Here is a 15,997-nt window from a genome sequence, read left to right as displayed (position 1 = left end):
TACAGGGCAAGCACTTTAGAAAGATGCTGCTCCCTGCCATCAAACCTTATCCCATTTCCCAAGCAGCCGCTTAAAAACCACTATTTCGCCCAGGTGGTAGGCATTGTGCTCGGCTACCAGCAGCGCTTCGCGGAGCAGGGTCTGGCCGTTTCCGTGTGGAAAGGGCTTGAACAGATCGTTGGCCGGGTCCTGCACCAGCTCCACCATCGCATCCACGCCGGCTTTTATGGATCTGATACTGCCCTCCAGGGTCGCCTGGTCGGCCGGGGCGTACTCTTCCGGCCAATAGCCATCGGGCCATGCCGGCGACTGGTAAGCAGGATTCCTTGTAAAGTCCAGGATGTCGTATAAGGCGATGCGCAGGTGCTCTATCAGTTGCCAGAGGGTGTAAGGCAGGTGCTTTACGGTTTTTCCGGCATCGGCCACCGTAATCCCCTGCAGCACTTCCTGCAGCGGCATAAAGGCTTGCCCACACCGCATAAGCCTGGTGAGGTGGTCGCGTAGTAATTGATCTTTGTTCATAGCTAATCAAGGCGGTTTTACTTGCTAACGTACGGAAAAGACAGATGTTAGCGGGAAACCCGGATAAGCGGCGGCAGGAGCAGCAAAAGCTCCGGAGGCCCAATTTCATTCAAATAATTTGAGGGCATACCCCATAGAGGTGCCTCAATCGGAGCAAAATTGCATCTTCCAAATCCTGACTGAAACAAAAAAGCCTCCCTTTCGTGGGGAGGCTTTTCAGGCGGTAAATTGGTCAGTATTATTTCAGCCACTCCACCAATTCAAAAAAAGACAAAATGCCCTGGGCGCTGCAAACAATGCCGGGGCACGCTAACTTTGAATTTCTACTGCTGAGCTTTTAATCAGGCGAAGCACTAGTTACCCGGCCAGGATACCCAGGGTATGCGCACCAGGATAAGGACCAGGGCTATTATGTAGAAAATGGCGATGCTTTTAAAACCTCCTGTGCCGTTGCCGACCATGCGTTTGGCACGGGAGTAGCCCACCGTTACCAGTATTGCGGCGATAACCATCATGAGCGGGTGCTCCAGCATGTAAAGCCTTGAAACGGAGTCTTTCATGTTGGGGCCGGAGAAATTGGAAACACCCAGTGGCGAGACAAAGTACAGAATCAGGCCAAAAACAATTTGCAGGTGCGTGGCGATCAGCCCGAACAGGCCGAGCTTTCGGTCTTTGTCGGTAAAGAGTCTGTTGCCGGATAAGCCAACCAGTGCAGCTCCAATGCTGATGAGCAGCCCCAGCAGCACCAGGTAAGCCAGGTAAGAGTGTAAATGCTGTAGTCCTGTATACATGTTTGTAGTAGTTGATGTCGGTCGTAAAGATAGAATAGTAAGTTCAATTTCTGCCAGCAAAATTCAAAATAAACCTGATGCGCTAAAATCAGACCCTTGTTTTTTTCCAGTTTCCCTTCCGGAACAGCCACCAGCTTACCAGCGCATGAAAGGAGTGGCAGAAGGCAATGGCGATAAAAATGCCGGTTGCCTCCAGGTGCAGGGTAATGGCCATCAGGTAGGCCAGCGGAATCTCGATCATCCAAAGAACCCCAATATTGATAAGGGCGGGCGTGCGGGTGTCGCCGGCTCCGTTAAAGGCCTGCACCATCACCATGCCCAGCCCAAAAAAGATATAGCCCAGGGTAATAATCTGCAGCGCCTCCGAAGAGATGGCAATAACCTGGGCGTTGCTGGAGAACAAGCCGGAAAGCCTGGTGCCAAACAGCAGGAACAGGAGCGTAATGCCTGCCATAAAGATGATGTTGTACCTGGCTGTGAGCCAGACGGCAACCTCTGCACGCTTGGCTTTGGCCGCTCCCAGGTTTTGGCCCACGAGGGTGGCCGCCGCCGCCGATAAGCCCCAGGCCGGTAGCAGCGTGAAACTAATGATCCGGAAGGCGATGGTATAACCCGCCAGCGTATTGCTTCCGAACTCCGCAATGAGCCGGGTCAGGAAAATCCAGCTGGCGGAGTCGATCAGGTACTGGCCAACCCCACCTGAGGAGAGCTTTAAGATGCGCCAGATGATGGGGAAGCTAACGGCCACATTTTCTCGCCCTATCTTCAGCAGGTGCCGCCCGTTAAAGAGGTGGTAGAGCTGGTACACCACGCCAAGACTCCTGCCGGCCGTGGTAGCCCAGGCAGCTCCTTCCAGCCCCAGACCAGGCCAGCTGCCGATCCCGAAAATCAGAAGCGGGTCCAGGATAATATTAGCGCCGTTGGCAAGCCAGAGGGCGCGCATGGCAAGGTGCGGCATTCCGGCTCCCCGGAAAGCACCATTGATCAGAAAAAGCAGGATAATGGCAATATTACCGGCAAAAATGATCCGGGTATAGGCAAGACCGGTCGCCAGCACTTCAGGAGTAGCGCCCATAAGTGTCAGGATATCGCCGGCATAGTAGGTAGCCAGGCCTCCCATCAGCAGCGCCAGCACCATACCTGTTATCAGAAGCTGGAAGGTAATACTGCCGGCCTCCACATAGTTTTTCTCGCCAAACCTGCGTGAGATCATAGCTGTGGCCGAAATATTGATGCCCATGCCCACGGCATAGATAATCATCAGGACAGATTCTGTGAGGCCGACAGTGGCGAGGGCTTCGGAACCCAGTCTGCCCACAAAAAAAATGTCGACCACTGCAAACAAAGACTCCATCAGCATTTCTAGGATCATGGGAATGGCCAGCAGCACAATGCTGCTTTTAATTCCCAGGGTGGTGTAATCCTGTTCCTTGCCCCTAATGGCATCCAAAACAAGCTGCAGAAATGCCTTATAACGATTCATAGTGTTGCCCTTTATGCCTTTACCCACGTAGAGGTAAGGCCAGGTTGGTATATGTAAGCTGCCTATTGTGTTTCCCCGCTCATTGATGCGGATAGAACCAGAAGTAAAATTGAACAAAATTTCAGACTCTTCACCATCAGGGGCAGCAGATATTGGCTTCTGACCTATGCTTTAGCCAAGACTTCGGCATGCTCCCTCCAGGGCTTAGGCACTGCAACTTCACGTAGTTTCAAGGCTGGGTGGCGGTGCTGCGGACGGGCCGGCATCATTAATACACAGTACTGCTATGAGTCGAGTCTGCCAGGTTAGAATCTATTGGTCAGAGACAGCAACTGTAGGTGCGACCTGGCAAATTGGGGCCTGCAAAAGTCAGATAATACCGCGCTCCGCTTAACCTATAAGCCTCGCCCCCGTTTAAACTTAGTTGTAAAGAAGCAGAGGCTCCCATAGTTGAGCCCTGCTCATCCGGCAAAATTATTATTTAAGAAGCTTATGAATTATACAGAGAATTACGAAGGAATCAAGATAGATGTGCAGGCAGTGGATATTTCGATTTCGGACGACATTCAGCAGTTTTTGCGCAATGCCATCTCAAAGCTGAAACGACACGCCAGCAAGATAGACTCGATTGATGTTTATTTCAAAGAGGAATCGAATCATGCCACCGACTCAAAAAAAGTAAGCATGCGCGTCGGTATCCCGGGAAATGATGTTTTCGCGGAAGACAAAGGCGATAACTGGTACGAACTGCTGAAAAACGTGGAGGAAAAACTCAAACGGCAGCTCGAAAAAAGGTAGCGTGGGGCTTCACCTAATTGAAATCAGAAATTAGAAATGATGGCAGCTTTGCTTTCCGGTAGCCCTACAAGCCTTAAATATCCCTAAAAATTAAATTGGAGAAGCACTGGTTTGAAAGCCTCTTCTGAAAGCCTCCTGCTGCTGTCCCTGAATCCTACCTGGGGGGCAGCAGGAGGCTTCTTTTGAACACTTCTGTGGCCGCACCCAGCATGAGCGCCAGCCTCACTCCTGACAGCAGTCCTGCGATTAGCGGAATATCAGCAGCGGGCCAACTTCCCGGCTAAAAAAAACTGACGGTGTAGTAGAAGCAAGAGGCTCAGAAAGCAAATTATTCTAATCAAAAACACCCTTCGGAGCTCGCTGCTGCTGTTGTTAAACTTCAGGCGTTAGCAGCATCCCCAACAGAAGGCACCCGGGCAGGATATACTTTTTGATTGAAATAATTGCCCGGAACCTGTTAAATTTACGCTGGCGGGCACGAGCAGACACAAACCAACCCGGGAAGCACAGGCAACTCCCCCTGAAAAGCGGCTTTCAAACGGTCTTCTGATAAATTTTTATGGCAAACGTATGAAACAAGAGCTTAACAACCCCTTCGGGCGAGTTTACCTCACCATTGAAGTGGACCATAAAAACAAGTGGGTGCATGTGAACTGGATGGGCTACCTGACAGAAGAGAATGTAAAAAACGGGGCGCTCGCCTATACAAAAGCGCTCGCTGACGCCGGCTACCACTCGGTTCTTAACGACACACGCCTGATTATTGGCGGCTGGACCCATTCCCTGGAATGGGTCCTGAACGACTGGGCGCCACGTGCTGCACAGGCCGGGCTGCAGTATTTTGCGATGATCACCACTCCCGAAACATTTGCAGGATCTACAGCAGCAGCATTTTATGAAAACCTAAAGTCGTTTCAGGCAAGCGTGTTCGACGACAGAGCAAAAGCAGAAGATTGGTTGCGGCAAAAGCATGCGGCAGACCATAAAAAAGCTTAAAAGAAACAATACTCCCGCAGGTCCCGATACACCTCAGCCAGGCGCCTGGGCGGGAAATGAGCATTGAGGCCACTTGGATTTGGCAATACCCAAACCTGAGTAGCGCCAATTGTCAGCGGCTGCAGCCCTATGCCACTCCCCTTCTGCCCAAATGCCGCCTCATACACCGAAATTCCCAGCAAGGCCAACACCTGTGGCCGGTACTTCAGCACCTTTTTCACCAGCACCTCGCCTCCCAGCCGCAGCTCCTCCCTGCCCAGGTCAGCGGCAGCTACGGTTGCCCTCTCCACTACGTTGGTAATGCCGAGGCCAAGCGCTAACAGTTGCTCTTGCTCTGCAGGCAACAACTGCCGGGGCGTGAAGCCTGCGGCATACAAGGCAGGCCAGAAACGGTTGCCTGGCCTCGCAAAATGATGCCCTATCGCCGCCGTGTACACACCCGGGTTTATGCCACAGAACAATACTTTTAGGTCTGGAGCGATTACATCGGGAACGGTGCGCTCTATAGCTGCCGCCAGTTCTGCTTTGGTGGGTTTGTAAGCCATGTGTGGAAAATGGTTTTCCGGGTTTTCAGGATAAAGCCAGCCGGGTATGGGCTGCGACCTGGCCATTTACCTAAAACCGGATGCCGGCGCTGACAGAAAAGCCTCTCCGCTTGCCTTCGGCGTTACCAAAAATAAGGGTGGTCATTAAATGATGGTGGTAGAGCACATCAAAATTCAATATCCAGAGGTCAAAGCCCAGGCCACCGTTCAGGGCGAACTGTGCATTCCGTATGTCTCTTCGGGCCAGTCCTGTATTATTCTGGCGCACTCCAATGTTGTACTCCAGCGACGGGCCGAAGAGTAGGCGCAAGCGCGGATCACGGCTAAAGGAGTCGCCCACCACAAAACCAGCCATTACCGGAAAGCGCAGATAGCGCAGCCCCACATCATCTGTCACCACGTTATTTACTCCCACAGCCCGCTCCACATTAGAAATGGTATGGCTCATGTATTCGAGGCCAGGTTGCAGATAAAACCGCTCCGAACCTATTCTGGTAAACAGGCCCAATTGCCAGCCCAGCCCTATCCCGGAATCCACAAGGTTAGGATCTGAAGAGAGCGTGAAGGCATTGAGGCCGATCTGGGCTCCTACCCATATCTTCCGCTCGTCGGGGTCTGGCTGGTTTCTGGCAAAAAGGCCCCGGTTCTGGGCTTCCCCCCGGAACATGGCCAGAAGCAGTACAACAATAAGTGCTAATTTTTTCATCGTTTTGGCAGGTTAACATGTGCAGAGGCAAGTACAAGTGAGCCAGATTTAATTGGATAACCTCTAAACATTGGCTGAACACGGCACACGCTTGCTTTATTAACTCCGATTATGACAAATTGTTCTTAAAGTCTGCATCTTGTTGCAGGCTGTTCTTATCTCCGCGATACTACCACGCCGGTTATTGATAAAATACTGGCCAATAACTAAAGCACATTTCCAGACAGTGGCAGAAATTCGGGCACCGGATTTTGCAGCACCTTCCGAAACAGCACGCAGGACTTTTTTTCTTTCTGTCGAGATTGAAAAAATAAAACTTTGAAGGATGGGAAGTTCGGGAGCATTCTATAAACGTCCATCCTGAGCACCCGATAGCGTGCTTGTGTAGAGCTACAGCAGAGCATCTCCCGAGCAGGTACAGCAGCAGAGGGCTCGGGAGGGCCAATTTCATTAGCATAATTCTAGGAAGAAGCCTGTTTTTATGCTGACGGAGCGTAGGCTTTCCGGAGCATGCTGCCACTTCTGCCGGGGCTAATCTGGTCCTGCTCCTTTACCAGTTGCCCGTTCAGGATGATGTACCGGAACCCGGTTGCCAGTTGCCGGGCCTCCTCATACGTGGCAGTGGCTTTAATTTCCTGTTGGTCAAAAAGCAGCAGGTCGGCTTTATAGCCTTCCTTGACAAAACCCCGATCGGCCAGCCCAATAGTTTCGGCTGTTAGCCCGGTCATTTTCCGGACAGCTTCCTGCAGGGGCAGCAGTTGTCTTTGCTTCACAAAGGTTTCGAGCACGCGGGCGAAGGCGCCAAAGCTGCGGGGGTGGTTCATGGTGGGGCTGCCATCGGTGCAGATCATGGTGTAGGGGTCGAGCAGCAGCGTTTCCTGCAGTTCCTCATCCATTATAAAATAAGCGCCAAAGGCACCATACGGACCAATGTCCTCCAGCAACACCAGCTCAAACGGCTTGTGCAGTGCCTCTGCAATCTGCGATAGTTTTTTGCCTTTAAAAGGTCCCGAACCTATTTGGGTCGCTTCCGGTCCGTTCCGAAACAAGATCTTTTCTTTCAGAAATTCCCTTAGTTCCTCGCCCCTGGTCCTTACTACTTCGGCATAATCGAAGGGTTTTTTGGCCCATTCCGGAAAAAGGATTTCGATGGAGGTGTAACTGGCGGTGTAGGGGTAAAAATCGGCGGTTACCTGTATGCCCCGCGCCCTGGCCCGCCGGAGCTGCTCCAGAATCTCTTCGCCTCTTTGCCGGCCCTTGCCATACACCACCTTTATGTGCGATACCTGCACCGGGCAATAGTTTCCCTGTTCCAGCAGCTCGTCTATGGCCGCGGCTATGGCATCGTCGCTCTCGCTGCGCATGTGGCTCATGAGCATGCCCTTGTGTTTGCCCACCGCTTTTGCCAGCCTGTTAAGTTCGGCACTGCCGGCGTAGTAGCCGGGGTTGTACTCCAGGCCCGTGGTCAGGCCGAAACAGCCCGCCTGCATGGCATCCGCCAGCAGTTCCTCCATTTTCAGGTAATGCGCTTCGGACGGAACTGGGTCGTATTTGGCCCCAGAGAGCATGCGCAGGGTATTATGGCCCGCAAACAGGATAATGTTCACCCCCGGTTTTACAGCATCCACCTCGTCCATCCACCCGCGCACATCTTCCTGATCGGGGCTGAAGCCATCCTGCCCCAGGCAGATGGTGGTAACGCCCATGGCCAGGAAATTATGAAACTCCGGCTCTGCTAGCGGCTCGCCATGTGCGTGCGCATCTATAAAGCCGGGCGTAAGGGTCAGGCCGGTGGCATCTATGGTTCTGGCGGCCTCATACTGGTTTTCCTGCTGCCTGTCGATGAGCGTTATGATATCATTTTGGATGCCTACAGTAGCCTGGAAAGGATCCTGCCCAGTGCCGTCGAGGACGGTGGCGTTGGTTATGAGAAGGTCGAAGGTCATGGCGCGCGATTGCTTTAAATGATTTTCTAGCTAACGTAAGCCGGGCCCTGCAGTTATAAAGGAGTTATGCCGGTATGGATGATTTCAGGAACCACCTCTCTCGCTGACTGGCGTCTGAAACTTCTGCTCTATACCCGCACAGAGTCTCTGCAGAAAACAGCAGTACGGATGAAAGGCTCAAAACCAAGTGTTAAGTAGTACTAAATCATAGAATTCCTTGTTCTTTCAATCCTTTGTAAAAGTCTTTGTCATAAACTTCAATGGTGAAAAAATCATGAGGCTGTTGCTGTTTTAGAACACGGATTACGTGCCGGTACCCCACGTAACTTGTCAGAGAATAAGTCTTATCCTTTTCCTCAATTACCTGTTCTTCCTCCAGCACCCTCATATTCAAACGCTTCATTTTTTTCTCGAAGTAGCTTATCGAACAGTTGCAGTCTGGCTGATAGCTGATAACGTTGTACCTGCCATTGGCAATGCCATAATAAAACCACACCCAGGCCACAGCTTCTGTACCCTTCGGTTTATAACCCCAGGCGGCAATACCAGATTTTCCTTCCGTCGGGGCCGTATCAGATACCATTTTGTAACCTTTCATGGTTAATCTCCGGTGCAACGCTTTAGGCTCTCGGACCTCCCGTAATTTCAACAATTCGTTAAAAGAAATCTTTTGCCCCACTGCTGGTAAAGTCAGCAAAAGCGAGCCTAACAAGGGTAGAAGTATTTTCATGCACGAATTAATTGGCCAGCACATATTTAGGAAAATATTTATAAAATTCACCTGTTAATCCGCTGAATATTTCGCCAAAAGTTGTAGCAGCAGAGGCTTTCAACAATTAAGAGGCAGGAAATCTTCAGGCACTAAATTCTTGCCTGATAAGTATACAGTTGGTAATACCTGCCCTCCTTCTCCAGCAGTTCCTCGTGCCTGCCCTGCTCGGCAATATGGCCCTGCTCTATCACCAGAATCTGGTCGGCCTGGCGGATGGTGCTCAGGCGGTGGGCGATCACGAAGGTGGTGCGACCCTGCATCAGGGCTTTCAGGCTGGCCTGGATCAGGCTCTCACTTTCGGTGTCGAGGTTGGAGGTGGCTTCGTCCAGGATCAGGATGCGCGGGTCGGCCAGGATGGCCCTGGCAATGGCAATGCGCTGCCGCTGGCCACCCGACAGCTTCACGCCCCGCTCCCCGATCAGGGTATCCAGGCCTTCTGCAAAACGATCGGTAAACTCATGTACATGGGCCGCGCTCACCGCCTGGAGCAGCTGCTCTTCTGTGGCATCGGGGCGCGGGAAGCGTATATTGTCGCGGATAGTGCCTTCAAACAGGAAGTCGTCCTGCAGGACCACGCCCAGCTGGCTTCTGTAGCTTTGTAAACTAATTTTCTGCAGATCGTGGCCATCTACGGTTATGGTGCCACTTTCGGGGTTCAGGAAAGAGGCCACCAGGCCAGCAATGGTGGTCTTGCCGGAACCCGATGTTCCTACCAGGGCGGTAACAGAGCCGGCTGGTGCCCTGAAACTGATATTTTTCACCACTTCTTTTCCGGGCTCGTATGCAAACGAAACATTATCAAACACCACATCGCCCTGTATGTAGCCGGGGGTTAGGGTTCTGTGCCCGCCATCGTCTTCCAGGGGCATATTCAGTATTTCTTCGGTCCGATCCAGGCCGGCAAAGGCCTCTGTCAGCTGGCTCCCGATGTTGCTCATCTGCAGGATTGGCGCAATCATAAAACCCAGATACAGCGTAAAGGCAAGGAAATCGCCAAAGGTAAGGTCGCCGTTCATAATCTGGTAACCACCTATGCCCATAATGCCCAGCGAGGCAAAGCCAAGCAGGAGTGTAGCCGAACTGGTTACAAAGCTGGTCGTGATCAGGCTTTTCTTCACGTTCAGGAAAAGCCGGTTTACGCCATCCTCGAAACTTCTGATTTCCTGCACCTCCGCATTGAACCCTTTTATCACGCGTACGCCACCCAGGGTCTCTGTGAGGCGGCCTGTCACCTCGGCATTTATCACACCGCGCTCCCTGAAGATCGGCCTTATCTTGCCGAAAGCCTTTAAGGAAATGACGCCAAAAATGGCCACCGGCACCAAAGCATACAAGGTCATTAGCGGACTGATGTAGACGAGCAGCACCAGGCAGATGAGCGAGGTCAGCACGCCGCCGACCATCTGGGCAAAGCCGGTGCCGACCAGGTTCCGCACCCCTTCCACGTCCGTCATGATCCGGGAAACGAGTTCGCCTGTTTTGGTATTGTCGAAGAAGCGGATGGGCAACTGAATAATGTGCCGCTGCACCTTGGCCCGCAGCTGCGCAATAAGATGCTGCGCCTCCACGCTCAGGATCTGGGTCAGGGCAAAGGAAGTGACAGACTGCACCACTATGGCTGCTCCCACTGCCAGGATCAGCCATTTGAGCATGGTCTTGTCGGCATTCGGTATCACATCATCAATCAGGTATTTGCTGGCGCCTGGCAAAATCAAACCAGCCAGTCGGCTGATGATGATCAGCACCAGCCCGATGGCCAGGTACTTTTTCCGGGGCCAGATAATGGTTTTAAACACATGGCCAATGGTTACGTTCCGGAGTTTTTTTGAGTTTGACATCTTTCGTTTAAGTCAAAGAGATGAGCGCTGGCTGAGAATTGAACGCACGATGCAACCTCTCATAATCCAGCGATCATGAAATTACTATTTATTTTTTTAATGCCTGCCCACTATGAATTTCCAGGCCTTTAAAGGCTGGCTTCCCCGCTGCTATTCCTTTGCTCTTAAAGGCGGTTTCCTACCAATTGTCCCATAATTCCGCTAATTATAGACAACGACTCAACTTATCGGAATTTGATCGACCTTTTATACAACAAATAGAATGTCGTGCTACGTGATACGTGTGTCGTTTTTCTCAGGGTGATGCCATTGCTGATGCCGAAAGGTTGAGACGCAGTCTATAATATCTTCCATCATGTAGGAAAAAATATTCCTTTTCTAAAAAAATCCCGTGCAGCCTGCCACCTGAAGACGTTCTCCCTTAAAGCTAGTTCCTTATTTTTCCGCAGCAGCCCTTTTAGACCCGGCAGCAGAGGCTCCGGAGGGGCATTTTGATTTGAATAATCTGGCAGAGGGGTGGCGATGAGTTTTCCTATCTATACCTACTCGAATCTAGGGTGGCGCGTATACACTTTAGCTGCAACTAGTGGAGCTCTGACTGCTTATATCCTACTAATTTGGTAAAAAATGGAGAAGGAAATTTTGTACGACCAGAACAGTATTATAATTGTGGCTGCGCTCTTTGGGCTGATCCTGCTCGCCAACGAGGCAGGATACCGGCTGGGCCACTACTTCCAGGTCAGAACCGATGTTGATGTTAAAGCGCACACCAATACCATTCAGGCAGGAACTCTGGGTTTGCTGGCCCTGATCCTTGGCTTTACGTTTAACATGGCGCTGCAGCGGTATAACAACAGAAGCCAGGCCGTTATAAAAGAGGCCAGTGCCATCGGAACCGTTCTGCTCAGAACAAAGCTGCTCCCGCACCCTTACGACAGCCTCACTTACTCACAACTTCAGCAGTACGTCAACCTTCGCATTGCCGTGAGCAAGACAGCCTATGCCAGGGTAAGCGAACAGGAACTCCTGAACGAGGAGACCCGAAAACTGCAAAGCGACATTTGGATAAATGCCGTACGCGCAGCACGAATCGACCCGAGGCAGGTTACGACCGGGTATTATATCGAGGCACTCAACAGCATGATCGATGCACAGGGAGAAAGCAACGCGCTGCTTATGCTGCATGTACCGGAGGTAATCCTGTTTCTGCTCTTCATCGTGTTTATCATGTCTGGGGCACTGGTGGGCTATGCCAGTGGCCTGGGCAAAAAAAGAAGCTCTATCCCGGCTCTGCTGATGACCTTTCTGATTTGCCTGGTGGTCTTTATCATCATAGACCTCGACAGGCCCAAACGAGGTATTATCAAGGTGAACCAGGATAGCATGATGCAACTAAAGAACTTCTATACTGCAGACAAGCCCTGGAAGATGTAGGCCTACCAAAGACTCCGGCGAAGCCTGATGCTGAAACCTGCCGCCGCCCCTGCTCTATTACGCCTGCAGGAAGGCAGCCAACGCGCTGGAGTGTTCAAGTGATGCTATCCTACGAGTATCCCGGTTACATCTGTGGCATAGATGGAGCGGAGGAGAGCTCTGGAGGGCCTTTTTAATTAGCATAATTCCAAAGCTCCCTCGCTCTCTGTTTCTAAAACGTACCCGATCATTGGAAGGCACTTGGAGCAGCAGCAGCAATAAGCTCCGGAGGGGCATTTTGATTTGAATAATCCGGTAAGACACCCACTGCAGCCCCCTTACTGCTAAGGATGGTCTAAGGCACTTAAGCCTTTCTAAAGGACGTGCCTTATCTTAAAATGCAAAGCTGAAGCAGATCGCCTGCGCCAGCAGCGTATTTCAACAGGGGATGCTATTTATTAACACAGGCCGGATGGATTTTTAACCTCTACAGCGGCAGCTGCCCGCAAAGGCAGGGGGTGATAAATAATCAGGGCTTTCATTAGTCATTACCATTGTAGTGTGGTATCTTTATGCATATCTCCTTCTTATCGCTTTTAGCCAAGGCACGCAGGCAAGATGTATTCACACATTAATTCTGATCCGACTTATATCGTAGCGTATATCGGTTTGTTTTTGGGTTGATACAACACCACCATTATGTCATTAGAGCTAAAATATGTTCCCGACGACGGGAGCATGAAATCAAAGTATTACATCATCGTTGCCGGTCTGCGCTCCACTATTATCCGGCATCAGGCCATTTTCCAGAACCTGCTCATCATCGACAAATTTCTGGATATCACGCTGCCGCCAACAGAAAATGACGAGGATTATCTGGCCAGGCTGGATGCCCTCTGTCAGTACCTGAGCCAGCAAAGTGTGGATTCTTACCTGATCCGGCACCTGTACCACAACCTACGCGCTGATGTAGAGGCCGTTCGAAACAAAACATTTTTTTTTAACCACGAAGAACACTATATTGTACTGCCTGAGTAAAGGGGGCAAACAATTCGGTGCCTGGCCTGTTATAATTGTATTAATATGGCATCAAATTTGTTTGTTGTTTTAACACCGATATTATAAAAGTTAAATTTTAGTTATTTTTTAAAATTTCTAACATTTTTTAAATATTCCCGGTTTGTTTTCGAAATAAGCCGTAATTAAATTATACCATAAAAAGTAATCATGAAAGAAACGACCAATTTATTCATTCAACTTATCAGGGTATTCACTGTTATTAAAAATAAATATTTTGATAATAGCCAGACTTTGGCATTAATACCTGTTCGACATAAAGATGCTTAAAGTACTAATTTAGATAAGCATAGCAAGTGATATCAGTGGCATCATAAGTTGTATTTAAGCCGCTGGATAATCATTTTGATTTATTATTATCTGGAATTTTTCCTGGCCTGGCAGCAGATTTTACAGACTCTGCCAGCTTTAAACCACAGTTACTTACCCCACCCGCTGCTTCGGATATTCCGGCACAGCGGGTGGGGCTTTTTTGGGTGCCGGCAAACTTACCGGCATTATAAAAAGCCGTTTTTCTTTGCCAGATGATAATCTTCCTTCCTGAAGATTTTTACACCACCATAGCCTGGCTGCTGATACGAAAGCAGGCGTATGACACAGGCTTCGTGTTCTCTGGCAGCACTTTACGCCGTTCAAAATTTAACCGTATTATTCCGAAGACACTTATCTGGTTATAGTGCCTGTTTATAAACTAAACAGGATGTTGGCCTGCAGGATAGACTCATCCAGCCCTTCAATTCCTACCACATTTTTCCAGTAGCGCCACTCAGAGCCGAGGTATACTTTGCCAGGTTTAGCCCACAGGCTTCCCATGTCTACAAAAAGCTGAGGCTGTGTCAGGTATTGGGAACTGCCGGGGCCCCGGTCGCCGATAAAATCCATAAAGCCCCTGAAGCGCAGCCTCACCTTCTCGGTAAGGGGCAGCGGAATGTCCCAGCTGGGTGTTATCTGGTAAGTGCCTTTGTACGCCGCACCATTCTGCTTGTAGTAATAGGTTTCGAGTTGCAGCAAACCGGAGCCGGGAATCCTGAATTTAAACGAGGGACCTACCACCGAGGCGAAAAAATCTTCGGTTCCGCCAAACAGTACGTTTACACCTCCTCCGAGCAGCACATCGCTGAGCGGCCCAAAGCTAAGGTCGCTGCCGGTAATACGGCTCAGGCTCAGTTTGGGGTACCACTCCAGGTATAGATCCGGCCCGGCCAGCGTCGCGTTGTTGAATAAGTCGGTAAATCCGAAATGTTCCCATGCACCGTAATCGCCGAAGTGCTCCAAGGTAATGGTGGCCAATTGCCCGGAGTGCTGCAGGTGGCGGCCATACAGGAGCTGCACATTAGAGCCGCCTTTGTAATTTACCTGCGCGGCCGACTGCAGCGAAGTGAGCAGGGCCAGCATAAAAGTTAACGCTAGCCACAAAGTCGGTTTTTGAAGCCGGGCGGCAGACCTGCATGTGCTTGGATACATATGTTCTGGTTAGTAAAGTGAAGCGCGCAAATATCTTCACAAAATACCTTGAATTAAAGAAGCCGGTAAGAACATTCCAATAAATTTAATAGCACGAGCTTCGTAATACCTGTTGTTGCGCAGCAGCAGAAAAGAGAAATACCTGATGAGGGCATTTTTTATTAGCATAATCAGGCTTCCGCACCTTAAAATTTGCTTTAGCTCGTCCAGACGAAGGACTTTATGTAGTGTTTCACCAAAATAAAAATTAGAAATCAAAATTAGAAATTATGGCAAGCACGCCTTTTGGAAGCTTTACAAGCGTTAAACCTTTCAATAAATCAATGAGGAGGGGCAATAGTCAAAAGCTGATACGTTTTTCTGCAGAAAACCTAAAGCAGTAATCGCTAGTTAAAGTAAAAGCCCGGTAAGGTTTGAGGCTGTAGCCACATAACTGCGGGTTTGCGGGATAACACAGCCAGAAGTTGTAAATTCGTGCAATTCTCCTAACAAGACTATTTTCACTTCCTAAACATAAACGATCATGGAAAATAACCCTTCCCAAGGAAGCTCTGCTTCCAGCACTTTTGTAGAACGGCTGGCCGAAAAACTCGGCGTTTCTGCTAAATCAGCAAATATTTTTGGAGAAGCTGTGGAGCGGGCTGGTGTAACGGTTATACCGGTGTCGAAAATGGCCTATGGCTTTGGCGGTGGCGCTGGCACTAAAGCCGGAGAAGAAGGATCAGGAGGCGGAGGCGGCTTGGGCATTATGCCAGTGGGCTATATCGAGATAAAGGAAGGCAATACCCGGTTCCGCACCATCCGCGACCCGCAAACCGTCGTTAAAATCGTAGCGCTGAGTGGGCTGTTCGCCGTGCTGACGGTAAGGAGTGTTGCTAAACTGCTGCACAGGTAAGCAGCCAAAAACCCCAGCTCCAACCCTAAGGGCCTTTAACGGCCCAAACAACAGCCTGGAAATGGCGCCTTATTGCCTGACAATTCTGCCATCTTCCATTTCTATAATGCGCCCGGTATTTTGGGCAAAGCTCTGGTCGTGGGTAACAATGAGCAGGGTCTGGTTATGCTCCTCGGCCAGTTGCTTAAAAATATCGAACACCATGTCGCTGTTGCGGTTGTCGAGGTTGCCGGTGGGTTCGTCGCCCATGATAATGTGGGGATCGTTGATGAGGGCGCGAGCAATGGCTACCCGCTGCTTCTCTCCACCCGATATCCTGTAGGCCATCTTCTGGGCCAGGTGGTCGATGCCCAGCATTTTCAGCCGCTCCATAGCCCGGTGCTCCACCTCCTGCTCGCTGTGCTGGTTCAGCTTCAGGCCGGGCAGCATTACGTTTCGGAGCACCGTAAACTCGTTGAGCAAGTAGTGGAACTGAAACACGAACCCTATTTTGGCGTTCCGGATGCGGGCCAGTTCGGCATCTGTTTTTTGGGTCATCGGCTCCTGGTCTATCAGCAGTTCCCCTTCGTAATCGGTGTCCATGGTGGAGAGAATGTAAAGCAGCGTGGACTTGCCGCAGCCAGACTTGCCGATAACCGACACAAACTCCCCTTTGCTGATAGAAAAAGTTATATCTGTGAGCACCTGCACGGTAACCGGGTCGTGGAACTGCTTGTGGATATGCCTGGCCTCCAGAATAATGTCGCCCATA

Annotated in this window: 15 protein-coding genes; 5 read left to right on the top strand and 10 right to left on the bottom strand. The window is 50.5% G+C overall.

Features of this window, described 5'->3' with window-relative positions; genetic code table 11:
- Positions 1-39 precede the first annotated feature (39 nt).
- The 3 genes from FJM74_RS15575 to FJM74_RS15565 all read right to left on the bottom strand — a co-directional run bounded on the left by FJM74_RS15575 (position 40) and on the right by FJM74_RS15565 (position 2,796).
- Positions 40-522 carry a DinB family protein gene (locus tag FJM74_RS15575; RefSeq protein WP_187263557.1) on the bottom strand — a complete coding sequence of 161 codons (483 nt, stop codon included), beginning with the start codon at positions 520-522 and terminating at the stop codon, positions 40-42.
- A 353-nt stretch (positions 523-875) separates the two neighbouring features.
- A complete protein-coding gene (locus tag FJM74_RS15570) occupies positions 876-1,313 on the bottom strand; it encodes a hypothetical protein (RefSeq protein WP_187263556.1) in 438 nt (145 codons plus the stop codon).
- A gap of 88 nt (positions 1,314-1,401) precedes the next feature.
- Positions 1,402-2,796 carry an MATE family efflux transporter gene (locus tag FJM74_RS15565; RefSeq protein WP_187263555.1) on the bottom strand — a complete coding sequence of 465 codons (1,395 nt, stop codon included), beginning with the start codon at positions 2,794-2,796 and terminating at the stop codon, positions 1,402-1,404.
- 492 nt (positions 2,797-3,288) lie between these two features.
- Between FJM74_RS15565 and hpf the strand changes: the two genes are divergently transcribed.
- Positions 3,289-3,594, top strand: coding sequence for a ribosome hibernation-promoting factor, HPF/YfiA family (gene hpf, locus FJM74_RS15560; protein ID WP_187263554.1), 306 nt, complete (start codon positions 3,289-3,291; stop codon positions 3,592-3,594).
- 570 nt (positions 3,595-4,164) lie between these two features.
- On the top strand, positions 4,165-4,590 hold the full coding sequence (locus tag FJM74_RS15555) for an STAS/SEC14 domain-containing protein (protein ID WP_187263553.1): 426 nt from the start codon (positions 4,165-4,167) through the stop codon (positions 4,588-4,590).
- On the opposite strand, the gene mug is transcribed toward FJM74_RS15555, so the two are convergent.
- The 5 genes from mug to FJM74_RS15530 all read right to left on the bottom strand — a co-directional run bounded on the left by mug (position 4,587) and on the right by FJM74_RS15530 (position 10,397).
- Positions 4,587-5,135 (bottom strand): G/U mismatch-specific DNA glycosylase, encoded by a 549-nt coding sequence (mug, locus tag FJM74_RS15550; protein ID WP_187263552.1) that lies wholly within the window; start codon positions 5,133-5,135, stop codon positions 4,587-4,589. The genes FJM74_RS15555 and mug overlap by 4 nt on opposite strands.
- Positions 5,136-5,205: 70 nt before the next feature.
- The gene (locus tag FJM74_RS15545) at positions 5,206-5,841 is read right to left on the bottom strand and encodes an outer membrane beta-barrel protein (RefSeq protein WP_187263551.1); all 636 of its coding nucleotides are present in this window, start codon (positions 5,839-5,841) and stop codon (positions 5,206-5,208) included.
- Between the two features lie 479 nt (positions 5,842-6,320).
- The gene (locus tag FJM74_RS15540; protein WP_187263550.1) at positions 6,321-7,787 is read right to left on the bottom strand and encodes an N-acyl-D-amino-acid deacylase family protein; all 1,467 of its coding nucleotides are present in this window, start codon (positions 7,785-7,787) and stop codon (positions 6,321-6,323) included.
- 205 nt (positions 7,788-7,992) lie between these two features.
- Entirely contained in the window at positions 7,993-8,517 is a 525-nt protein-coding gene (locus FJM74_RS15535; protein WP_187263549.1) for a hypothetical protein, read from the bottom strand.
- A gap of 131 nt (positions 8,518-8,648) precedes the next feature.
- Positions 8,649-10,397, bottom strand: coding sequence for an ABC transporter ATP-binding protein (locus FJM74_RS15530; RefSeq protein WP_187263548.1), 1,749 nt, complete (start codon positions 10,395-10,397; stop codon positions 8,649-8,651).
- A gap of 627 nt (positions 10,398-11,024) precedes the next feature.
- Between FJM74_RS15530 and FJM74_RS15525 the strand changes: the two genes are divergently transcribed.
- Positions 11,025-11,831 carry a bestrophin-like domain gene (locus tag FJM74_RS15525; RefSeq protein WP_241739196.1) on the top strand — a complete coding sequence of 269 codons (807 nt, stop codon included), beginning with the start codon at positions 11,025-11,027 and terminating at the stop codon, positions 11,829-11,831.
- Positions 11,832-12,509: 678 nt separating this feature from the next.
- Positions 12,510-12,848 carry a hypothetical protein gene (locus FJM74_RS15520; protein WP_187263547.1) on the top strand — a complete coding sequence of 113 codons (339 nt, stop codon included), beginning with the start codon at positions 12,510-12,512 and terminating at the stop codon, positions 12,846-12,848.
- A gap of 723 nt (positions 12,849-13,571) precedes the next feature.
- On the opposite strand, the gene FJM74_RS15515 is transcribed toward FJM74_RS15520, so the two are convergent.
- Complete coding sequence (locus FJM74_RS15515) at positions 13,572-14,303, bottom strand: outer membrane protein OmpK (RefSeq protein WP_187263546.1); 732 nt, start codon at positions 14,301-14,303, stop codon at positions 13,572-13,574.
- A 571-nt stretch (positions 14,304-14,874) separates the two neighbouring features.
- On the opposite strand from FJM74_RS15515, the gene FJM74_RS15510 reads away from it, so the two are divergent.
- Positions 14,875-15,246, top strand: coding sequence for a GerW family sporulation protein (locus tag FJM74_RS15510; protein WP_187263545.1), 372 nt, complete (start codon positions 14,875-14,877; stop codon positions 15,244-15,246).
- Between the two features lie 69 nt (positions 15,247-15,315).
- Here FJM74_RS15510 and FJM74_RS15505 read toward each other — a convergent pair whose 3' ends face one another.
- On the bottom strand, positions 15,316-15,996 hold the full coding sequence (locus FJM74_RS15505; protein ID WP_187263544.1) for an ABC transporter ATP-binding protein: 681 nt from the start codon (positions 15,994-15,996) through the stop codon (positions 15,316-15,318).
- Between the last annotated feature and the right edge of the window lies 1 nt (position 15,997).

The sequence above is a fragment of the Pontibacter beigongshangensis genome (assembly GCF_014332515.1).
Classification (GTDB): domain Bacteria; phylum Bacteroidota; class Bacteroidia; order Cytophagales; family Hymenobacteraceae; genus Pontibacter; species Pontibacter beigongshangensis.
Note: the sequence above shows the minus strand (reverse complement) of the source record. Positions and strands in the feature narration are given on the sequence as shown.